Annotated in this window: 23 protein-coding genes; 12 read left to right on the top strand and 11 right to left on the bottom strand. The window is 74.7% G+C overall.

Going from position 1 to position 20,411, the window contains the following annotated elements:
- Positions 1-2 precede the first annotated feature (2 nt).
- From IH54_RS0113785 to groL, 5 genes are all read left to right on the top strand, one after another.
- Positions 3-806 carry a GNAT family N-acetyltransferase gene (locus IH54_RS0113785; RefSeq protein ID WP_031516458.1) on the top strand — a complete coding sequence of 268 codons (804 nt, stop codon included), beginning with the start codon at positions 3-5 and terminating at the stop codon, positions 804-806.
- Positions 807-883: 77 nt separating this feature from the next.
- A complete protein-coding gene (locus IH54_RS0113790) occupies positions 884-1,552 on the top strand; it encodes an MOSC domain-containing protein (RefSeq protein WP_031516461.1) in 669 nt (222 codons plus the stop codon).
- A gap of 78 nt (positions 1,553-1,630) precedes the next feature.
- Positions 1,631-2,413: an SDR family NAD(P)-dependent oxidoreductase gene (locus tag IH54_RS0113795; RefSeq protein WP_031516463.1), complete on the top strand. Its 783-nt coding sequence runs from the start codon at positions 1,631-1,633 to the stop codon at positions 2,411-2,413.
- Positions 2,414-2,624: 211 nt separating this feature from the next.
- Positions 2,625-2,933, top strand: coding sequence for a co-chaperone GroES (groES, locus tag IH54_RS0113800; RefSeq protein WP_031516465.1), 309 nt, complete (start codon positions 2,625-2,627; stop codon positions 2,931-2,933).
- A 135-nt stretch (positions 2,934-3,068) separates the two neighbouring features.
- Positions 3,069-4,688, top strand: a complete 1,620-nt coding sequence (gene groL, locus IH54_RS0113805) for a chaperonin GroEL (RefSeq protein ID WP_031516467.1) — start codon at positions 3,069-3,071, stop codon at positions 4,686-4,688.
- A 69-nt stretch (positions 4,689-4,757) separates the two neighbouring features.
- Here the strand turns inward: groL and IH54_RS0113810 are convergent, their stop codons facing one another.
- Positions 4,758-5,549 (bottom strand): MBL fold metallo-hydrolase, encoded by a 792-nt coding sequence (locus IH54_RS0113810; protein WP_031516468.1) that lies wholly within the window; start codon positions 5,547-5,549, stop codon positions 4,758-4,760.
- Positions 5,550-5,645: 96 nt separating this feature from the next.
- Between IH54_RS0113810 and IH54_RS0113815 the strand changes: the two genes are divergently transcribed.
- The 3 genes from IH54_RS0113815 (at position 5,646) to IH54_RS0113825 (ending at position 8,280) form a co-directional block, all read left to right on the top strand.
- Positions 5,646-6,254: a CGNR zinc finger domain-containing protein gene (locus IH54_RS0113815; RefSeq protein WP_031516470.1), complete on the top strand. Its 609-nt coding sequence runs from the start codon at positions 5,646-5,648 to the stop codon at positions 6,252-6,254.
- 38 nt (positions 6,255-6,292) lie between these two features.
- Positions 6,293-7,462 (top strand): THUMP-like domain-containing protein, encoded by a 1,170-nt coding sequence (locus tag IH54_RS0113820; RefSeq protein WP_052397404.1) that lies wholly within the window; start codon positions 6,293-6,295, stop codon positions 7,460-7,462.
- Between the two features lie 200 nt (positions 7,463-7,662).
- Complete coding sequence (locus IH54_RS0113825) at positions 7,663-8,280, top strand: NYN domain-containing protein (protein ID WP_031516474.1); 618 nt, start codon at positions 7,663-7,665, stop codon at positions 8,278-8,280.
- A 49-nt stretch (positions 8,281-8,329) separates the two neighbouring features.
- On the opposite strand, the gene IH54_RS0113830 is transcribed toward IH54_RS0113825, so the two are convergent.
- The 6 genes from IH54_RS0113830 to tsaB all read right to left on the bottom strand — a co-directional run bounded on the left by IH54_RS0113830 (position 8,330) and on the right by tsaB (position 12,058).
- Complete coding sequence (locus tag IH54_RS0113830) at positions 8,330-8,959, bottom strand: hypothetical protein (RefSeq protein WP_031516476.1); 630 nt, start codon at positions 8,957-8,959, stop codon at positions 8,330-8,332.
- On the bottom strand, positions 8,953-9,471 hold the full coding sequence (locus IH54_RS0113835; protein ID WP_031516478.1) for a hypothetical protein: 519 nt from the start codon (positions 9,469-9,471) through the stop codon (positions 8,953-8,955). Before IH54_RS0113835 ends, IH54_RS0113830 begins: the two co-directional genes overlap by 7 nt.
- A 66-nt stretch (positions 9,472-9,537) precedes the next feature.
- A complete protein-coding gene (locus IH54_RS0113840) occupies positions 9,538-9,795 on the bottom strand; it encodes a hypothetical protein (protein ID WP_031516480.1) in 258 nt (85 codons plus the stop codon).
- Positions 9,796-9,803: 8 nt separating this feature from the next.
- The gene (tsaD, locus tag IH54_RS0113845; protein WP_031516482.1) at positions 9,804-10,889 is read right to left on the bottom strand and encodes a tRNA (adenosine(37)-N6)-threonylcarbamoyltransferase complex transferase subunit TsaD; all 1,086 of its coding nucleotides are present in this window, start codon (positions 10,887-10,889) and stop codon (positions 9,804-9,806) included.
- A gap of 9 nt (positions 10,890-10,898) precedes the next feature.
- Positions 10,899-11,363 carry a ribosomal protein S18-alanine N-acetyltransferase gene (gene rimI, locus IH54_RS0113850; protein WP_031516484.1) on the bottom strand — a complete coding sequence of 155 codons (465 nt, stop codon included), beginning with the start codon at positions 11,361-11,363 and terminating at the stop codon, positions 10,899-10,901.
- A gap of 29 nt (positions 11,364-11,392) precedes the next feature.
- Positions 11,393-12,058, bottom strand: coding sequence for a tRNA (adenosine(37)-N6)-threonylcarbamoyltransferase complex dimerization subunit type 1 TsaB (tsaB, locus tag IH54_RS0113855; protein ID WP_031516486.1), 666 nt, complete (start codon positions 12,056-12,058; stop codon positions 11,393-11,395).
- A gap of 100 nt (positions 12,059-12,158) precedes the next feature.
- Here tsaB and IH54_RS0113860 point away from each other — a divergent pair, with 100 nt between their 5' ends.
- Complete coding sequence (locus IH54_RS0113860; RefSeq protein ID WP_043180754.1) at positions 12,159-12,698, top strand: hypothetical protein; 540 nt, start codon at positions 12,159-12,161, stop codon at positions 12,696-12,698.
- Positions 12,699-13,282: 584 nt separating this feature from the next.
- On the opposite strand, the gene tsaE is transcribed toward IH54_RS0113860, so the two are convergent.
- The 3 genes from tsaE to alr are packed head-to-tail and all read right to left on the bottom strand — an operon-like array spanning position 13,283 to position 16,239.
- On the bottom strand, positions 13,283-13,828 hold the full coding sequence (gene tsaE, locus IH54_RS0113865; protein WP_052397418.1) for a tRNA (adenosine(37)-N6)-threonylcarbamoyltransferase complex ATPase subunit type 1 TsaE: 546 nt from the start codon (positions 13,826-13,828) through the stop codon (positions 13,283-13,285).
- A 43-nt stretch (positions 13,829-13,871) separates the two neighbouring features.
- A complete protein-coding gene (locus IH54_RS0113870; protein WP_052397405.1) occupies positions 13,872-15,095 on the bottom strand; it encodes an alpha/beta fold hydrolase in 1,224 nt (407 codons plus the stop codon).
- Complete coding sequence (gene alr / locus IH54_RS0113875; protein ID WP_031516495.1) at positions 15,088-16,239, bottom strand: alanine racemase; 1,152 nt, start codon at positions 16,237-16,239, stop codon at positions 15,088-15,090. The genes IH54_RS0113870 and alr overlap by 8 nt, the downstream gene beginning before the upstream one ends.
- A 70-nt stretch (positions 16,240-16,309) precedes the next feature.
- On the opposite strand from alr, the gene IH54_RS0113880 reads away from it, so the two are divergent.
- Both IH54_RS0113880 and IH54_RS46785 read left to right on the top strand, forming a co-directional pair.
- Positions 16,310-16,732, top strand: coding sequence for an SRPBCC family protein (locus IH54_RS0113880; RefSeq protein WP_031516497.1), 423 nt, complete (start codon positions 16,310-16,312; stop codon positions 16,730-16,732).
- Complete coding sequence (locus IH54_RS46785) at positions 16,729-17,382, top strand: MarR family winged helix-turn-helix transcriptional regulator (protein ID WP_078862181.1); 654 nt, start codon at positions 16,729-16,731, stop codon at positions 17,380-17,382. The genes IH54_RS0113880 and IH54_RS46785 overlap by 4 nt, the downstream gene beginning before the upstream one ends.
- Positions 17,383-17,864: 482 nt before the next feature.
- On the opposite strand, the gene IH54_RS0113890 is transcribed toward IH54_RS46785, so the two are convergent.
- Positions 17,865-18,233, bottom strand: a complete 369-nt coding sequence (locus IH54_RS0113890) for a holo-ACP synthase (RefSeq protein ID WP_031516501.1) — start codon at positions 18,231-18,233, stop codon at positions 17,865-17,867.
- Positions 18,234-18,309: 76 nt separating this feature from the next.
- Between IH54_RS0113890 and IH54_RS0113895 the strand changes: the two genes are divergently transcribed.
- The gene (locus tag IH54_RS0113895; protein ID WP_031516503.1) at positions 18,310-19,722 is read left to right on the top strand and encodes a bifunctional ADP-dependent NAD(P)H-hydrate dehydratase/NAD(P)H-hydrate epimerase; all 1,413 of its coding nucleotides are present in this window, start codon (positions 18,310-18,312) and stop codon (positions 19,720-19,722) included.
- The last annotated feature ends 689 nt before the right edge of the window (positions 19,723-20,411 follow it).

Consider the following 20,411-nt stretch of genomic DNA (forward strand, 5'->3'; position numbering starts at 1 on the left):
CAATGGACAACAACCACGTACTCGCGCTCTTCGACCGCCAGATGCGCCGCGACGCCCCGCCGGAGAGCCCCACCACCCGTGTCGACCGACTCGAAGGGGTCGTACGGCAGGTCGGCGCCGGGCCCCACGAATGGTGCGGCGTCCTGTGGTCGGACCTGGACGGGACGACCGCGGACGCCGCCATCGGCGCGCAGCTCGCCTGGCTCCGCACCGCCGAGGCGGCGGAGCGGGAGTTCGAGTGGAAGACCTACGCCCACGACCGCCCCGCCGACCTCGGCGAGCGGCTGCGCGCGGCCGGTTTCACGCCCGAGCCGCCCGAGACGCTCATGGTCGGCGACATCGCCGAGGTCATCGCCCGCACCGAGGGCGCTGCGCTCCCCGCGGGCGTACGGCTGGAGCCGGTCACCGACGCCGCGGGCGTCGACCTGGCCGCGTCCGTCCACGAGCAGGCGTTCGGCACGAGCGCGGAGCAGCTGCGGGCGCGCATGCTCGACCAGATCGCCGAGCGCGGCGACACCGTCAGCATCGTGGTCGCGATGGCCGGCGACGAGCCGGTGTGCGCGGCCCGCATGGAGCTCTGCCCCGGCACGGACTTCGCCGGCCTGTGGGGCGGCGGCACCGTGGAGCGCTGGCGCGGCAAGGGCATCTACCGCGCGCTGGTCGCCCACCGCGCGCGGATCGCCCAGGCCGCGGGCTACGGCTACCTCCAGGTCGACGCGTCCGACCAGAGCCGCCCGATCCTCCAGCGCCTCGGCTTCGCGGCCCTCAGCGTGACGACGCCCTACCTGATCACGGCCCCGGCGTAGGCCGCACGAGTCCCGTACGCCCCGGTCCCGCACCTCCCCCACGACCGCGCCCGCGCAGGGCGGAGGAGGCACCGCCCGTGCACGTACTGAGCGTCAACGTCGGACGGGCGCAGCCGAACCCCTGGAAGGGGCTGGAGGCGACCGGCATCGACAAGCAGCCCGTCGCCGGGCCGGTCGCGGTCACCGCCCCCGGGCCCAAGGGCACGGGAGCGGTGGGCCTCGCCGGGGACCGGGTGTACGACGTCAGGAACCACGGCGGCACCTACCAGGCCGTCTACGCCTTCGCCCGCGAGGACCTCGACCGCTGGGCGGAGGTCTTCGCCCGCGACCTGCCCAACGGTTCCTTCGGGGAGAACCTGACGACGGCCGGCTACGACGTCAACGCCGCCCTGATCGGCGAGCGCTGGCGCATCGGCGGACCCGCCGGGCCGGTCCTGGAGGTGTCCTGCCCGCGCATCCCGTGCGTGACGTTCGCGGGGTGGCTGGGCCAGGAGGGCTGGATGAAGCGCTTCACGCAGGATGCCCGGCCCGGCCCGTACCTGCGGGTCGTCGAGCCGGGCGAGCTGGCCGCGGGCGACGTGCTGGAGGTCGTCAACCGCCCGGCCCACCACGCCGTGACCGTGAGCCTCGCCTTCCGCGCCCTCACCACCGAGCCCGAGCTGCTGCCCCGTCTGCTGGACGCGGACGCGCTCCCGCCGGAGGACCTGGCGGCGGTCCGCAAGCGCCTGGGCCGGGACGACGGCTGAGGGCGCGGCGCCCGTACGCCCCGGGCGGGCCGTTGCCGTCCGGGCCGGGCGGTGGGGCCGCCCCGTACGCTGCCCCGTATGACGACTTCCCTCATCACGGGCGCGACGGCCGGCCTCGGCGCGGCCTTCGCCCGGCGGCTCGCCGCCGACGGGCACGGCCTGGTGCTGGTCGCGCGCGACGCCGTACGGCTCGCCGAGCGCGCCGAGGAGCTGCGCGGGCGGTACGGCGTCGACGTCGAGGTCCTCCAGGCCGACCTCGCCGCGGACGGCGGCATCGCGGCGGTCGAGGAGCGGCTGCGCAGCCCCGTCCTGCCGCCGGTGGACGTCCTCGTCAACAACGCGGGCTTCGGCCAGAGCGGCCGCTTCCCCGACGCCCCGATGGCCGACGAGCTGCGCATGCTCACCCTGCACTGCGAGGCGGTGCTGCGGCTCACCGCGGCCGCGGCCGAGGGCATGCGGGAGCGCGGGCGCGGCTTCGTCGTCAACGTGGCGTCGGTCGCGGCGTTCATGCCGCGCGGCACCTACGCGGCGAGCAAGGCGTGGGTCGTCCGCTTCACCGAGGGCGCCGCTCTCGACCTGCGCGGCTCCGGCATCCGCTTCCTCGCGCTGTGCCCGGGCTTCGTCCGCACGGAATTCCACGAGCGGGCCGGCATGGACGCGAGCCGCCTCCCGCGCTTCGCGTGGCTGGACGCGGACGCGGTGGTCTCCGCGGCGCTGCGCGACCTGGCCCGCGGCCGCGTCGTGAGCGTCCCGGACGCCCGCTACAAGGCCGCGGTCGCCCTGGCCCGCCACGTCCCCTCCCGGCTGTTCGGCGCCGCGTCGACGAAGGCGGGGCGGCGCTACGACCCGAAGCGGGGCTGAACAGACGGCCGGACGTTCGCCCGTCACGGCGCGCGGCTGGCACTCCGCTTGACCGAGTGCTAATAGCGGCCTACGCTCACTTCTGGCACTCAGCAAGCTTGAGTGCCAGAACTCAGCGACGAGGCAGGTCCGGCACCCGCGACGACGGGCCTACCAGGTCGCCGACCCTGACAGACACTCCCGTGAGCCCTTTGAAGGGGGAGGTCGGATCGTGACGACCGCCAGCACCAAGGTTGCCATCAAGCCGCTTGAGGACCGCATCGTGGTCCAGCCGCTCGACGCCGAGCAGACCACGGCCTCGGGCCTGGTCATCCCGGACACCGCCAAGGAGAAGCCCCAGGAGGGCGTCGTCCTGGCCGTGGGTCCGGGCCGCTTCGAGGACGGCCAGCGGCTGCCCCTCGACGTCGCCGTCGGCGACGTCGTGCTGTACAGCAAGTACGGCGGCACCGAGGTGAAGTACAACGGCGAGGAGTACCTCGTCCTCTCGGCCCGCGACGTTCTCGCGATCGTCGAGAAGTAAGTACCGGCTGCACAAGCCCTTTGATCCCGCCCCGGGTGTCCCAGCCTTGCGGCAGGGTCCCCGGGGCGGGGTTGTTTCGCCGTCCTTTTCGTCCGTGACGACGTGTTAGACGAGTAGACGAGGTAGTTCGCAGGCATGGCCAAGATTCTGAAGTTCGACGAGGACGCCCGTCGCGCCCTGGAGCGCGGCGTCAACAAGCTCGCCGACACCGTGAAGGTGACCATCGGCCCCAAGGGCCGCAATGTCGTCATCGACAAGAAGTTCGGTGCGCCGACCATCACCAACGACGGCGTGACGATCGCCCGCGAGGTCGAGCTGGAGGACCCGTACGAGAACCTGGGCGCCCAGCTCGTCAAGGAGGTGGCGACCAAGACCAACGACATCGCGGGTGACGGCACCACCACCGCGACCGTGCTGGCCCAGGCGCTGGTCCGCGAGGGCCTGCGCAACGTCGCCGCCGGCGCGTCCCCCGCCGCCCTGAAGAAGGGCATCGACGCCGCGGTCAAGGCCGTCTCCGACGAGCTGCTGGCCACCGCGCGCGCGATCGAGGGCAAGGACGACATCGCCGCCGTCGCCGCGCTGTCGGCGCAGGACAAGCAGGTCGGCGAGCTGATCGCCGAGGCGATGGACAAGGTCGGCAAGGACGGCGTCATCACCGTCGAGGAGTCCAACACCTTCGGGCTGGACCTGGAGTTCACCGAGGGCATGGCCTTCGACAAGGGCTACCTCTCGCCGTACTTCGTCACCGACCAGGAGCGGATGGAGGCCGTCCTCGACGACCCGTACATCCTCATCCACCAGGGCAAGATCTCCTCGATCCAGGACCTGCTGCCGCTGCTGGAGAAGGTCATCCAGGCGGGTGGCTCCAAGCCGCTGCTGATCATCGCCGAGGACGTCGAGGGCGAGGCGCTCTCCACCCTGGTCGTCAACAAGATCCGCGGCACGTTCAACGCCGTCGCGGTCAAGGCGCCCGGCTTCGGTGACCGCCGCAAGGCCATGCTCGGCGACATCGCCACCCTCACCGGTGCGACCGTCATCGCCGAGGAGGTCGGCCTCAAGCTCGACCAGGCCGGTCTGGACCTGCTCGGCTCCGCCCGCCGCGCGACCATCACCAAGGACGAGACCACCATCGTCGACGGTGCCGGCGACAAGTCCGAGATCGAGGGCCGCGTCGCCCAGATCAAGGCGGAGATCGCCACCACCGACTCCGACTGGGACCGCGAGAAGCTCCAGGAGCGCCTCGCGAAGCTCGCGGGCGGCGTGTGCGTCATCCGCGTCGGCGCGGCCACCGAGGTCGAGCTGAAGGAGAAGAAGCACCGCCTGGAGGACGCGATCTCCGCGACCCGCGCGGCCGTCGAGGAGGGCATCGTCTCCGGCGGTGGCTCCGCGCTCGTCCACGCCGTCAAGGTGCTCGGCGAGAACCTGGGCAAGGAGGGCGACGAGGCCACCGGCGTCTCCGTCGTCCGCCGCGCCGCCGTCGAGCCGCTGCGCTGGATCGCCGAGAACGCGGGCCTGGAGGGTTACGTCATCACCTCCAAGGTCGCCGAGCTCGACAAGGGCCACGGCTTCAACGCCGCGACCGGCGAGTACGTCGACCTGGTCAAGGCCGGCGTCATCGACCCGGTCAAGGTCACCCGCTCCGCGCTGGAGAACGCCGCGTCGATCGCCTCCCTCCTCCTGACGACCGAGACCCTGGTCGTCGAGAAGAAGGAAGAGGAGCCCGAGGCCGCGGCCGGCCACGGCCACTCGCACTGACCCCTTTCCGGGCCTGACGCCCGCCACCCCCTCACCGGGGGTGGCGGGCGTTTGCCGTGTCGGCCGGGCTCAGGCGCGGCGCTTCCAGTCCTCGTCCAGGCGGTCGGACAGGCCCGCGGCGGCGAAGGCGGCCTCCAGGTCCTCGCGGCCCTCGGTGAAGTGCGCCCAGCTGTCGTGGTGGGCCGGGACGACGCGGCGGGCGTCGAGGATGCGGGCGGCCTCGGCGGCCTGGGCGCTGTCCAGGACGAGGGGGGCGCCGTCGAAGAGGGCGGGGAAGCGGGGGGCGCCCGCGAAGAGGACGGCGGTGTCCACCGGGGCGAAGCGCGCGGCGATCTCCTTGACGGCGTCGAGGGAGGCGTTGTCACCGCTGACGTAGACCGTGGGCAGGGCCTGTCCGGTGAGGACGAAGCCGACGACCTGGCCGGTGGAGGGCTCGACCTGCTCGCGCGGGCCGGGGCCGTGGACCGCCGGGACGGCGGTGACGGTGACGGCGCCGCCGCCCGGGCGCTCCAGCTCGACCGTTTCCCAGTCGGCCAGGCCCCTGGCGCTCCCGCCGAGGCGCTCGCCGCCGCCGGGGGTGGTCAGGGTGAGGGGGACGTCGGCGAGCAGGGCGCGGCCGGAGTCGTCGAGGTTGTCGGCGTGCTCGTCGTGGGAGAGCAGGACGACGTCGACGGGACCGAGGTCGGCGGGCGAGCCGGCGGCGGGGGCGGTCTTGGTCAGGACCGGGCGGCCGGGCCGGCTGTAGTCGCCGGGGCCGTCGAACGTCGGGTCGGTCAGGAACCGCAGGCCGCCGTACTCGAACGCAGCGGTCGGGCCGCCGAACGTGCGGACCGGGAACTGATCGGCGGTGGGCTGGGACATCACGTCTCCCTTGGTTCTCACGTGAAAACTCCGCGTTTTCCGTGACGTCAGACTAGATGCGCCTCACGGAAAAACGCAAGCGCTACCATGAGGGCCATGGACGACACCCCGGCCACCGGCACCACACGGCCCGCACTGCCCCCCGCTCCGGGTGCCGACCGGTACCGCTCGCTGGACTTCGCCGACACCGCCGCGACCCTGCCCGCCGGGCAGAGCTACGACCTGCTCGCGACCCCCGCTTCCGCCACGCACTGGCTCACCGCGCACGACCTGATCGGCCCGGACGTGCGGGTGTACGAGATCTGCGCGCAGCGGATGCGCACGCTACGCGCGCACGTACGCGCCCTGTTCGCCGCCCGTGTCGACGGCGCCGCCCCGCCTGCGGCTTCCCTGCACGCGCTGAACACGGCGCTCACGGCCGTCCCCACCGCGCCCCTGCTCGCCTGGGACGAGGCCGATGGCCCGCACCGCGTCCAGGAACACCCCACCGACGAGGCCGTCAACCACGTACTGGCCGCCCTCGCCGCCGACGCCGCCGACCTGCTCACCGGCCCCGACGCCGGCATCCTCGCCGCCTGCGGCTCCTCCCCCTGCGACCGCTTCCTCCTGCGCACCCACGGCCGACGCCACTGGTGCTCCACCCGCTGCGGCGACCGCGCCCGCGCCGCCCGCGCCTACGCCCAGCGCGGTGGCACCCCCGGCTGACGGCGGGAAGCCCTCCGGGGCCAGGGCAGAATGGCGGGGTGACGCCCGAGGACCTGGAAATACTGCTGGCGCCCGGCGGGCAGGAGCTGCTCGCGGGGCTGCGGGGGCACGACCCCGCCGACGACCTCGCCGTCGCGACCCGGCTGCGGCGGACGTACGAGGCCCCGCTCGTCGCCGCGGCCCTCACGCAGACGCGGCTGCGGCAGCGCGGCGCCGCGAAGTTCGGGGCCGACGCCGAGCGCATGTACTTCACGCCGCACGGCCTGGAGCAGTCCACCCGCGCGTCCGTCGCCGACCACCGCGCCCGGCGGTTCGCGGCGTACGGGCCCGGCGGTGTCGCCGACCTCTGCTGCGGGGTGGGCGGCGACGCGATCGCCCTGCTGCGGGCGGGCCTGGCGGTCACCGCGGTCGACCGCGACCCGCTGACCTGCGCCGTCGTACGGGCGAACGCCGACGCGCTGGGCCTGGGCGAGCAACTGGAGGTCGTGTGCGCGGACGTCACGGACATCGGCGCCGGTGACCGCGACGGCGTCTTCGTCGACCCCGCCCGCCGCACCGCCCGCGGCCGCGTCTTCGACCCCGAGGCGTACTCCCCGCCCCTGTCCTGGGCGCTGGCCGCGGCGGCGAAGGGCGCGCCGGGCGCGGTGAAGGTCGCGCCGGGCATCCCGCACGAGGCCGTACCGGAGGGCGCGGAGGCCGAGTGGATCTCGGACGGCGGCGACGTCAAGGAGGCGGTGCTGTGGTTCGACGCGCGGGCCGGCGGGGTACGCCGCGCCACCCTGCTCCCGTCCGGCGCCACCCTCCTGGGCCGCGGCCTGCCCGACCCGCCGGTCCGCCCCGTCGGCCGCTACCTCTACGAGCCGGACGGCGCCGTCATCCGCGCCCACCTCGTCGCCGAGGCCGCGGAGGAGCTGGACGGCGGCCTCGTCGACCCGACCATCGCCTACGTCACCGCGGACGAGCTGCACCCGACGCCGTACGCCACCCCCTACGAGATCACCGACGTCCTCCCCTTCAACCTCAAGCGCCTCAAGGCCCTCCTCCGCACCCGCGAGGTCGGCACCCTGACGGTCAAGAAGCGCGGCTCCGCGGTCGACCCCGAAGACCTCCGCCGCCGCATCCGCCCCCAGGGCCCGCACTCCGCGACGGTCTTCCTGACGCGGGTGGCGGGGGCGCCCACGATGCTCCTGGGGCAGCCGGCCCGTTAGCCGGCCGACCTGAGAAGTCACTCCCTGAAATCGAACAGATCCGCTACGTGTCCGCCCTCTGCTACCGTAGACGGGCACAACAAAAACGGCCCCTTGCGGGGCCGTCAACCCGAGATGCTCGCGCCCTCGGGGGGGGTATGGCAGCCACACTATCACGTTCCTCCTCGGCGAGACATGTCACGTGACGCGAGGGAGCGCGCATGGGGAGGACCGCCGTCCTCGTCGGCGGTTTCAACCTGTACCACGGCATGAAGAAGCAGCGCGGACGGCGCTATCTGTGGCTGGACCACGTAGCCCTGGCCGGAAAACTGCGGCCTCGGGACGAGATCGTCGATGTCCGCTACTTCACCGCCGCCGTCCTCGACGACGCCGCCGCCGCTCAGCGGCAGCAGACGTATCCGGACGCGCTGACGGCACAGAACCCGGCTGTCCTGACGGTCGTTCACGGGCGCTACCAGCGCAAGCGCATGCAGTGCCGCGGCTGTGGGGCGTCATGGACCAGTTACGAGGAGAAGGAGACCGACGTCAACATAGCCGTCGCACTGACGGAGATCGCGGCGTCGTCGGGCATCGACACCGTGCTGGTCGTCAGCGCGGACAGCGACCTCTGCCCGGCGGTCCGAGCTGCCCGCAGGGTGAACCCGGGCATGACCGTCGTCCCCGCGTTTCCGCCGCACCGCCGCTCAGGGGAGTTGGCCGCGCTGCTTCCCTCCGCCTTCACCATCGGCGAGACGAAGCTGCGGCAGTCCCAACTGCCTCCCGTAGTCGTCAGTCCCGTGACAGGGACCAAGTACATACGGCCCGCGTACTGGCAGTAGGAGTGGCTGCGCCGCGCCTGATCCCGGCCAGGGCCCCCGGTCAGCCGCGTCAGCCGCCCGGCAGCGGCGCGCTGACGGTCAGGCCCTCGTCGAGGGCCGCTACCAGGGCTTCGGTGAGGGTCGGGAAGCGGGGGGCGGCCCACTCGCGGGTCAGGGAGAGGAAGGCGCGCAGGTCCTGCTGGGTGGCGCGCAGGATCGCCGGGAGGGCGGTCAACCGGATCTCCACGGGCTGGGTGGCGGGTGCTTCGACGGCGTCGCGGCCGTCCGGCCACAACCGCACGGCGTCGCCGCGGTGCTCGAAGCGGGGGGACGGGTCGTGGCCGAGCCACAGGGACTCGCCGTCCGCGACATCCAGCCATTCGCGCCAGTCCTCCAGGCCGCAGCAGCAGCCGGGCACGACGGTGGTGCCGGTCGCGGTGTCGTGGAGGCGCAGCCCACCCGGGGCGAGGATCTTCTCGGCCTCCAGCAGCCCGCGGATCAGGCCCTCGGCGTCCGAGGGGTGGTCGCCGTCACCGGCCCGCGCGTTGTAGTCGGCCAGCATCGCCAGCGCGCTGCCCACCTCGTCCGCCGTCATCCGCCCCGACAGCGGCGCGAACGTGTACGGCGCAAGGTCGGCCACCGGCCAGGGGGAGAAGCAGGCTGCTTCCGGGGTCTCAAGGACCGGCCCGACGATCAGCACCCCCGCGCCTCCCTCAGCTCCTCCACCGGCCGCCCGGCCAGGTAGCGGCGGGCCGCCTCGACCGCCTTCGCGCAGAGGTTCTCGTGTGCGACGTCCCAGCTGTCGCTCCAGTCGTCGAGGTTGACCGCGCAGATCACCAGCTCCTGCAGCTCCTCGGGGTAGCCGAGCTCCCTGGCGACGCCCCAGATGTCGTACGCGCCGGCGGCGGGGTCGCGGGAGCCGTCGAAGATGCGGGCGGCGGTCCAGGTGGCCAGCGCCCACTGCGCGGCGACGGGGTGGGCCGGCGGGTGGAAGCGCAGGCCCAGTTCGTCCAGCACCGCGTCGAAGAGCGCCGGGGCCTCGGGCTCCTCCCGCTTCGGCAGGCCGGCCAGCAGGGCGAGGGACGGGGTGTCGATGCCCGCGAGCAGCGCGTCCAGGCCTGCCCGGATGAGCCGGTCGGACCCGATGTGCCGACCGAACGCCTGCGCGCGGCCGATGTCGTCGAGCTGCTCGAGCGCTTCTTCGCGGGTCATCCGGGCTCCCGGTCGGCGGTTTGGGAGCAGCAGGCTCGCACACCGTCCGGCGCCGTCACCACCGGGTTACGGCTCCTCCACCGCCACCGACGTGAAGCGCCAGCGGTGGACCTCGCGGCGGATCAGCTCCTCCGGCGGGGAGGGGAGCTCCTCCGCGTCGTCCGCGGAGGGCCACCAGGTCAGGACCAGGACGCGGTCGCCCGGCGCGGTGAAGAACTCGCGGCGGAGGTAGGGGCCCGCGGGGGCGGCGGCGCGGGCCCAGGTGAGGAGGGCGGGGCCGGAGCCGGGGGAGGCGGCGGCCTCCCACATCAGGGTCAGGGGCATGGGGGGGCTCAGCCGTAGAGGTTCTCGGCGGACAGCTCGTGGACGTGGGTGTGGCCGGGGACGGAGACCTCCGTGACAGGGAGGGAGGAGTCGGCCGGGAGGTCGAGGGTGGAGGCGGCGCGGCCGCGGGCGACCATTTCGGCGCCGAGGGCGGCGACCATCGCGCCGTTGTCCGTGCACAGCCCGGGGCGGGGGACGCGCAGCCGGATCCCGGCGGCCTCGCAGCGTTCCATCGCGAGGGAGCGCAGCCGGGAGTTGGCGGCGACACCGCCACCGATCATCAGATGGTCGACGCCGTTGTCGCGGCAGGCGCGGATCGCCTTGCGGGTCAGGACGTCCACGACGGCCTCCTGGAAGGACGCGGCCACGTCCGCGACCGGCACGTCCTGACCGTCGCGGCGGCGGGCCTCGACCCAGCGGGCCACCGCCGTCTTGAGGCCGGAGAAGGAGAAGTCGTAGAGCGGGTCGCGGCCACCGGTCAGGCCGCGGGGGAAGGCGATCGCGGCCCGGTCGCCCTCGCGGGCGAGCCGGTCGACCGCCGGGCCGCCGGGGAAGCCGAGGCCGAGGACGCGGGCGACCTTGTCGAACGCCTCGCCGGCCGCGTCGTCGATGGTGGAGCCGAGCGGCCGCACGTCGGAGGTGATGTCGGGGGCGAGCAGCAGCGAGGAGTGGCCGCCGGAGACCAGCAGGGCCATCGTCGGCTCGGGCAGCGCCCCGTGTTCGAGCTGGTCGACGCAGATGTGCGACGCGAGGTGGTTGACGCCGTAGAGCGGCTTGCCGAGCGCGTACGCGTACGCCTTCGCCGCCGAGACGCCGACGAGCAGCGCGCCCGCGAGGCCGGGCCCGGCGGTGACGGCGATGCCGTCGAGGTCGCGGGCACTCACCCCGGCCTGCTTCAGGGCCCGCTGGATGGTCGGGACCATCGCCTCCAGGTGCGCGCGGCTCGCGACCTCGGGGACGACGCCGCCGTAGCGGGCGTGCTCGTCGACGCTGGAGGCGACGGCGTCGGCGAGCAGCGTGTGCCCGCGCACGATTCCGACGCCGGTCTCGTCGCACGAGGTCTCGATGCCGAGTACGAGGGGTTCGTCAGCCATGGGAGGTCCTCAGCCGTTGTCGATGTTCTGTGCCGGGTCGGCGCGGCGCATGACGAGCGCGTCGACGTTGCCCGGCTGGTAGTAGCCCTTGCGGAAGCCGATCGGCTCGAAGCCGAACCGCTCGTAGAGCCGCTGCGCGCGCGGGTTGTCGACCCGCACCTCCAGCAGCACCTCGTGGCACTCCGCGTCCGTCGCGGCCTGCAGCAGCGCCCCGAGCAGCCGTGCGCCGAGCCCGGTGCCCCAGTGGTCGCGGGCGACGGCGATGGTCTGCACGTCGCCGGTCCCGGCGACCGCGGCGAGCCCCGCGTATCCGACGATACGGCCCTCGGTCGCCTCCGCGACGAGGTACGTGCGGGTGGCCGCCGGGTGCCGGGCGTCGGCCAGCTCGGACCAGAACATGCCGCGCGACCAGGCGTCGTCGGGGAAGAGGTCGTGTTCGAGGCCGATGACGCGGTCCAGGTCCCACCACCGCATGTCCCGCAGCACCACGTCGAGGGCCGTGCTCACGTCGGCAGGACCGCCTTGTAGCCGGCCGGCACCTGCGCGTCGGGCCGGCGCAGGTAGAGCGGCAGCGGCGGCAGGAAGGGCGCGCCGGTGGCGAGCCGGTGCGCGGCGAGCGCCGCGAGTGCGCCGGCGGACTGGTGCGCGGGGTCGGGGCGGCGGTCCGGGAAGGCGTCGGGGTAGAGCGCGGCGCCCGCGCCGACCGCGGGCAGCGCGCGGACGTCCTCCGGCAGGTCGGCGGCGCGGTCCACGGCGGGCTCGGTGACACGCGCGGTGGGGCCGTCGTAGCGCGCCCAGTACACCTCTTTGCGGCGCGCGTCGGTCGCGACGGTGAAGGGCCCGTCGAGCCCGGCCTCCCCCGCGGCCCACGCGAGCCCGTCGAGCGTGCACACGCCGTGCACGGGCACGTCGAGGGCGTCGCCGAAGGAGGCGGCGGTGACGAGGCCGACGCGCAGACCCGTGTACGGGCCCGGGCCGACGCCGACGACCACGCCGGTGACCTCGTCCAGCGAACGCCCCGCGGCGGCCAGCACCCGGTCGACGGCGGGCACCAGCAGCTCGCCGTGCCGGCGCGCGTCGACCACCGTGGACTCGGCGAGCACCCGCTCCCCGTCGTGCAGGGCGGCGGTCACGGCGGGCGTGGCGGTGTCGAAGGCAAGCAGCAGCACGCCCCCAGGGTACGGGCAGCGCCCGCGGCCCCGTTCCGCCGGTCGCCGTGGCTGCTACCGTCAGCGGGGAGTGAGCGCGCAACCCGAGTGGAGGACACCCGTGGCAGTCAAGGCCGGCACCCTGGTCTCCGGGTTGACCGCGGGCGCGGTCGCGATCATCGCGGTCCTCGCGGCCCAGGCGTCGGGCTCCGCCCCCAAGACGCCTGCGGCGCACTCGGCTCCGCCGCCGAAGAAGTCCGCGACCGTCAAGCCGACCCCGAAGTCGTACCCGCTGCCGCTGCATTCGGGCATAGGCAAGCGGGTCGTCTACAGCATCGGCCAGCAGCGGGTGTGGCTCGTCGACGACGGCAACAAGGTGCAGCGCACGTACGCGGTCGTCGCGGGTGACGTGAAGCCCTCGAAGGGCCTGCACCACGTCTTCTTCCGCCGCGACATCGGTACGGGCGGCGACGGCAAGCAGGTCGAGCACACCGTGCTCTTCGCTACCCGCGGGGTGGCCAATATCGGCTTCAGCGCCGCGGTGGACGGCTCCCTCCCGAAGCCGGGCGTTCACAGCTCGGCGATCCGCGCGACGCGGGCCGACACCGCGGCGCTCTGGCAGTTCGCGACGATGGGCCTCGCGATCAACGTCTTGGCCTGACGCACCGAAGTGCCCCTTGCGGAGGGGTTCGCGATCTTCCCCCCGGTGGGGGCTGGTCGCGCGGTTCTCCCCCAGAGCTTCGCCTGGGAGGTACCCCCACGCGCCCCTGGTCTTTCGCCCTGCGCGGTATGCGCGAGCACTTACCGCGCAGGGTGAGCGTTGGCAGCCCCCGCGGCTCACCCGGAAGGGTTACGCCGCGTCCTGGGACGGGACCTTCGCGGGAGCGGGTGGCGCCGAAGCCGCCGGCGGTGGCGGTGGCGGCGTGGAGACGAGGCGCGCGGCCTCCGCCGAGGCCAGCACGTCCTTGAACGCGGGCGCCGCAGGCACAGGCACGGGCATCGCGACCTCCCCGAACGGTGGAAGTTAGGCAGCCCTAACAAGGGGCACCGGAACCAGGACATCACGGTCCGGCCCCGTACGCAACAACTTCCCGACAGCCTGTCGGTTCATGCCCCCGGGGCGCCCCCGGCGTACGCGCGCGCGCCCGGCGCACACGCCCCCCGCGGCGTACGCCGGTACGTGCTCCCGTACGCCCGGCGCCCGCGGGCACGCGGCCACGTAGCGTCACGCCCTACGGCACCGGGCTACTCCGCGAGAGGCGCGAGCTCCACCGCGGCCCAGCGCGGTCCGATGCCGCTCACCGTCACGATGCGCGGGTCGTCGTCCGCCTCCGGCGTGGAGCCGACCGTGCGCTCGATGACGACCTGGAGCCGCGCCTCCGACAGCTCCTCGACCTTGCCCTCGCCCCATTCGACGACCACCACCGACTCCGGCAGCGAGACGTCGAGGTCGAGGTCCTCCATCTCGTCGAGCCCGCCGCCCAGGCGGTACGCGTCGACGTGGACCAGCGCGGGACCGCCGGTCAGCGAGGGGTGGACGCGGGCGATGACGAAGGTCGGGGACGTGACGGCGCCGCGGACGCCGAGGCCTTCGCCGAGCCCGCGGGTCAGCGTGGTCTTGCCCGCGCCCAGTTCCCCGTTGAGCAGGACCAGGTCGCCGGGGCCGAGCAGGGCGGCGAGCCGCCGGCCCAGGTCGCGCATGCGCTCAGGGGTGCGTACGGTGACGCGGACCGCGGGGGGGAGGCGGTCCTGCGTGCCCGTCGGGTGGCGGTCGTCGTGCGGTGTGCCCATGTACGGGAAGCCTACGCGCCGTACGCCCCCGATCCGCCGCACGTCACCCGCCGTACACCGGCTGTGCACCGCCCGCGGCGGCCAGCTCGCGCAACCCGTCGCCGACCGGCGCGCGGACGGAGTCGGCGGCGTGCGCTATGAGCCGGGCGAGCGCCGGGTTCACGACGTCGGGGCGCTCGAAGGTCACCAGATGGCCCGCGCCGGGCACGATCACGGCCTCGGCCGCGGGCAGCCGCTCGGCGATCTCGGTGCTGTGGGCGCTCGGCGTGAGCAGGTCCTTGTCGCCGGCGAGCACGAGCGCGGGCAGCCCGTCGAGGACGGCGAGCGCCTCGCCCTTCTCGTGCTCGGTGAAGGCCGGGTAGAACTCGGCGACGACGTCGATCGGCGTGGACTCGATGAGCCGCTCGGCGAAGCGCTCGACGCCGGGCTCGACGTCCGAGCCGAACGAGTAGCGCTTGATGACGCCCGCGAACAGCTCGGCGGTGGCCCGCCGGGCGCGCTCCACCAGCTCGGCCTGACTGCCCATGATCTTCAGCAGGCCCGGCGCGACCGCCCGGAAGGCGCGCGCGCCGACCGCGGGCAGCCCGAGGGTGACGGAGGCGAGCTTGCCGGACGAGGTCGAGACGAAGCCGACGCCCGCGACGCGCTCGCGCACGTACTCCGGGTACTGGTCGGCGAAGGCCATCACCGTCATGCCGCCCATCGAGTGCCCGACGAGCGCGACCGGGCCCTCCGGCACGGCCGCGTCCAGCACCGCCTTGAGGTCGCGGCCGAGCTGGTCGATGGTGGCCGGGCCGCCCGCGGCCTGGTCGCGGCCGCGCTCGCTGCGGCCGTGGCTGCGCTGGTCCCAGTAGACGGCCCGTACGGTGCCGCGAAGGACGGCGCGCTGGAAGTGCCAGGAGTCCTGGTTGAGGCAGTAGCCGTGGGAGAAGACCACGGTGAGCGGTGCGGGCTCGGGCGCGGGCTCGCGGCGCCTGCGCCAGCCGCGCCGCGCGGGCTCGGCCGCCGCCGGGGGCTCGACCAGCTCGTCCGTCTCGTAGTACAGCTCGGTGCCGTCCTCGGCGACGGCCGTGCCCGGCTGCCCGCGCAGGCTGCCGTACGGGCCCGCGGCGTCCAGCGCCAGCTGCGCCTTGCGGCGGACGCTGCGCCCGACGGTGACCCGCTCGATGGCCACCCCGGCGGCCGCGCCCGCGGCCACCACACCGATGGCCGCGCCGACCAGCCCGGCCCGCTCCCACTTCACGGCGTCTCCCACCGGCTCAGGCACACCCGTCGTACACCCGCGGGACGCGCGGGCCGATGCGTGTGACGATCTCGTACGCGATCGTGCCGCACGCGCGCGCCCAGTCCTCCGCGGTGGGCTCGCCCCGGTCGCCGGGGCCGAACAGCAGCGCCTCGTCGCCCGCGGCCGCGGCGTCGCCGCCGAGGTCCACCACGAACTGGTCCATCGCCACCCGTCCGGCCACCGTCCGCCACTTCCCCGCCACCAGGACCGGCCCGGCGCCGGATGCGTGCCGCGGCACACCGTCCCCGTACCCCACGGGGATCAGCGCAAGCGTCGTCGGGCCAGGCGTGACGTAGTGGTGGCCGTAGCTCACGCCGTGGCCGCCCGGTACGGACTTCACGCTCGCCAGCCGCGCGGCCAGCGTCATCACCGGCCGCAGCCCGAAGTCGGCGGGCCCGCCCACCTGCGGCACCGGCGAGATCCCGTACATCGCGACGCCCGGCCGGACGAGGTCGAAGTGCGACTCGGGCAGCGTCAGGGTGCCCGGCGAGTTCGCGATGTGCCGCACCTCGGGCTCCAGGCCCGCGTCCGCGGCCTGCTCCACGGCCCACCGGAAGACCGCGAGTTCGCGGGCGATCGACGGGTGGCCCGGCTCGTCCGCGCAGCTGAAATGCGCCCACACGCCCGTGACCTGGATGAGCCCGGCCTTCTCCGCCGCCCGCGCCGCCGCGGTGAGCGCGGGCCACTGCGCGGGCTGCGCCCCGTTGCGGCCGAGCCCCGCGTCGATCTTGAGCTGGACGCGCGCGGGGCGGCCCGCGGCCCGCGCCGCCGCCACGGCCTCGGCGAGCGCCCACTGCGCGCTGACGGTCACGTCGACGTCCGCCTCGACGCACTCCCGCCACGGCCCGCCGGGCGTCCACAGCCAGCACAGCACGCGGGCCTGCTCCGGCCCGATGCCCGCGGCGCGCACCGCGAGCGCCTCCTCGGGCGTCGCCACGCCCAGCCAGCCCGCGCCCGCCTCCAGCGCGGCGCGCGCGCACGGCACCATCCCGTGGCCGTACGCGTCGGCCTTCACGACCGCCATGAAGGCCGCACCGGGGGCCTTCGCCCGCAGCGCGGCGACGTTCGCCCGCAGGGCGGCGAGGTCGATACGGGCCAGTGCGCGCTGGTTCGTCATGTCGTTCATCCAGGTCAGTGTGTCAGGCGGGCCGGGCGGATGTCCTTGACGCGCATTAGTATGTGCGCATACTAATCCCATGATCACGCTGGCCACCGCACAGATCACGTCCTCCGCCGCCCCCGACGCCTTCTTCGCCCGCTGGGCCGACATGGAGACCTGGCCCGAATGGAACGCCGACACCGAGTGGGTCCGGCTGAAGGGCCCCTTCGTCAAGGGCGCCAAGGGCGAGCTGAAGCCCAAGGGTGCGCCGAAGGTGCCGTTCGTCGTCGCCGAGCTCGTGCCCGGGCGGGAGTTCACGGACGTCTCCAAGCTCTTCGGTGCGCGGCTCACCTTCCGCCACCTCGTCTCCGTCACGGAGGAGGGGTCCACCCGGGTGGACGTCACCGTGACGATGCGGGGGCCGCTGGCGCGGATCTGGAACCTCGCGCTCGGGAAGGGGATCGCGGATTCCCTCCGGCCCGACCTCGAACGGCTGCGCGCCGCGGCGGAGTCCGCATGACCCCGGGTCCCGCGGGCTCCTCCACCGCCTCCTCCTCCGCCGCCGAGCCGCACGGCGGGCTTGCGACAGCGGCCTCGGGGCCCGCGGGCCCCTCCACCGCCTCCTCCTCCGCCGCTGAGCCGCACGGCGGGCTTGCGACGGGCGGGCTCGCGACCGGGCACTCCTCCGCCGCTGAGCCGCACGGCGGGCTTGCGACGGGCGGGCTCGCGACCGGGCACTCCTCCGCCGAGGAGAGCACCGGGCTGCTGCTGTGGCAGGTCACCAACCGGTGGCAGGCCGCTCAGCGCGCCGCCCTCAAGCCGTACGGGCTCACGCACGTGCAGTTCGTGCTGCTCGCGTCCCTGACGTACCTCCAGGCGGCGGAGGCGCCCGCGCCCGTCACGCAGCGGCGGCTCGCCGATCACGCGGCGACGGATCCCATGATGACCTCGCAGGTCCTTCGCGCGCTGGAGGCCCGGGGCCTCCTGACGCGGGACCCGCACCCGCACGACGCCCGTGCCCGCACCCTCTCCGTCACGCCGGAGGGGCGTTCCCTCGCGAACGCCGCGGTCGCTGCCGCGGAGGCGTGTGACGCGGCGTTCTTCGCGCCGCTGACCGCGGCGGGCGCCGCTTTTGCAGAGGCGTTGCGCTTGCTGCGGGCTGGGGGGTGACGCTGCGGGGTGCCTGTTGCGGTGGCCCGCGCGACCTTCTGTGGGTGGGGGCTTCTCGCGCCGTTCTCCCTCAGAGCTGCGCCTGGGAGGTACCCCCCACGCGCCCCTCTGTTGTTACCCGGCGGGGCATCGCGCTGTCCGTGCGGGGGTGGGGTCGGGCGCCACTCCGGGGGTACCTCCTCGGAATGCGCGTTCACCCTCTTCCCGAGTCGGTGCCGCGCTGGGAAGCGCATTCCTGCGGGGGCACCCCCGGATCGTCCCCCTCCCGGGGTCTCGTCGGCGGCTGCCTGCCGGTGGGGGTGCTGTTTTCGGGGACTGCAGTTCGCCCCCGATGGCGACTCACCCCCACAGGTGGACAGAAGCTGTCGCTTCCACCTGCACGGGTGGTGGGGGTGGGAGACCCCCGCGCCGCCAGGCGCGAGGCACCCCCACCGGCGGGGAGCCGAACGCCCACCGCAAGGGGCACCCCCCGGAGGGGAAGGTCACCCCTCGGCGATGACCACGGCGGACGCGACGCCCGCGTCGTGGCTCAAGGACAGGTGCCAGGTGCGAACGCCAAGTGCGGCGGCGCGGGCGGCGACCGTGCCCTTGACGGTGAGAAGGGGACGGCCGGAGTCCTCGGTGACGACCTCCGCGTCGAGCCAGCTCAGGCCGGCGGGGGCGCCGAGGGATTTGGCGAGGGCTTCCTTCGCGGCGAAGCGGGCGGCGAGGGAGGCGATGCCGCGGTCCTCGCCGGAGGCGAGCTTGAGCTCGTCCGGGGTGAAGAGGCGTTCGGCGAGGCCGGGGGTGCGGTCGAGGGCGGCGCCGAAGCGGTCGATCTCGGCGACGTCGATGCCCACTCCGATGATCACGCGCACCAGCTTAGAGGTGCTGGGGGCCTGCGGCGTCCGTATCGTCGGGGGAAAGGGCGGACGGGAGGGTTTCCGGATGAGGTACGCGCATACGGTGCAGGCCGTGCGGGACGCCGAGGCAGCGCTCATGGCGCGGTTGCCGGAGGGGGCGCTCATGCAGCGGGCCGCCGCGGGGCTCGCGGCGGTGGGGGCGGACGTGCTGGGGCGGGTGTACGGGCGGCGGGTCGTGGTGCTCGCCGGGAGCGGCAGCAACGGGGGTGACGCACTCTTCGCCGGGGCTCGGCTGGCCCGGCGGGGAGCCGGGGTGACGGCGGTGCTGCTCGCGCCCGAGCGGGCGCACGCGGAGGGGCTGGCCGCGCTGCTCGCCGCGGGCGGGAGGGTGGCGGAGGGCGCCGTCGCGGTGCGGCGGGCCGACCTCGTGTTCGACGGGATCGTGGGGATCGGGGGCAAGGGCGCGCTGCGGCAGAACGCCGCGGAGCTGCTGGACGCGGTGCGGGGCGCGGTCGTGGCGGTGGACCTGCCGAGCGGGGTGGACGCCGATACGGGCGAGGTCGCGGGGGCGGCCGTGCGGGCGGATGTGACGGTGACCTTCGGGACGTACAAACCCGGGCTGCTCGTCGACCCGGGAGCCGGGCGGGCCGGGGCGCTGCGGCTCATCGACATCGGGCTGGAGCTGGGGGCGCCGGAGGTGGAGGCGCTGCAGCACGCCGACCTCGCGCGGCTGCTGCCGCGGCCCGGCGGGGAGAGCGACAAGTACCGCCGGGGCGTGGTCGGCGTGGTCGCCGGGTCCGACCGGTATCCCGGGGCGGCCGTACTCGCCGTCTCCGGGGCGCTGCGGGCGGGGGCCGGGGCCGTACGGTATGTCGGCGGGGGCGGCGCGGCGGTGCTGGCGCGGCACCCGGAGGTGCTGGTGTCGACCGGTTCGCCGCACGCCGCCGGGCGCGTCCAGGCGTGGGTCGTCGGGCCGGGGCTCGGCGATGACGCGGGCGCGCGGGCGGCCGTCGCGGAGGTGCTGGCCGCGGACGTACCCGTCCTCGTGGACGCGGACGGGCTGCGGCTGATGGAGCGGGAGACGGTACGGGCGCGTACCGCCCCCACGCTGCTCACCCCGCACGCGGGCGAGGCCGCCGCGCTGCTCGGGCGCGCCCGGGAGGGCGTCGAGGCGTCGCGCCTCGCCGCGGTCCGCGAGCTGGCCCAGCGCTTCGGGGCGACCGTGCTCCTGAAGGGCTCCACCACGTTGGTGGCCGCTCCCGGCGGGGGCGCCGTGCGGGTGAACGCCACGGGGACGCCGTGGCTGGCCACCGCCGGAAGCGGTGACGTCCTCTCGGGCCTCGCCGGCTCCCTCCTCGCCGCGGGCCTCCCCGCCCTCGACGCGGCCTCCGCCGCCGCCTACCTCCACGGCCTCTCCGCCCGCCTCACCGGCGGCCCCCTCTCCGCACTGGACGTCGCCGACTCCCTCCCCACCGCATGGCGCTCCATCACGACCTGAGCCGGTGGGCTTCCCGCCGCCCAGCCGGCCGCCTTCCCGCCGGTGGGCCGGTGGGCCGGTCGGCCGGTCGGCTTCCCGCCGGTGGGCCGGTGGCCCGGTCGGCCGGTCAGCTTCCCGCCGGTGGGGGGTGCCCCGCGCCTGGCGGCGCGGGGTGTCTCCCACCCCCACCACCCGTGCGGGTAAGACGGCGGCTTTCTGTCCACCTGTGGGGGTGAGTCGCCATCGGGGGCGACCCGCAGTCCCGTGGACATCACCCCCACCGGCGGGGCAGCCGCCGACGCAACGCACGAGGAGGGGGCCGATCACCCCACCCACCCCCACCCCCACCGGCGGGGCAGCCGCCAACGCAACCTCGGGAGGGGGACGATCCGGGGGTGCCCCCGCAGGAATGCGCTCCCCAGCGCGGCACCGAACACGGAAGAGGGTCAACGCGCATTCCGAGGAGGTACCCCCGGAGTGGCCCCCGACCCCACCCCCGCACGGACAGCGCGATGCCCCGCCGGGCAACACCAGGGGCGCGTGGGGGTACCTCCCAGGCGAAGCTCTGGGGGAGAACGGCGCGAGAAGCCCCCACCCACAGAAGGTCGCGCGGGCCACCGCACCACGCACCCCGCAGCGTCACCCCCCGCCCCCCGCGGAGCGCAACGCTGCGAAAATAGCCCCGTGCCCACCCCCGCAACCCCCTCCCC

The sequence above is a fragment of the Streptomyces sp. NRRL F-5123 genome (assembly GCF_000721495.1).
In the GTDB taxonomy this organism is placed as follows: Bacteria; Actinomycetota; Actinomycetes; order Streptomycetales; family Streptomycetaceae; genus Actinacidiphila.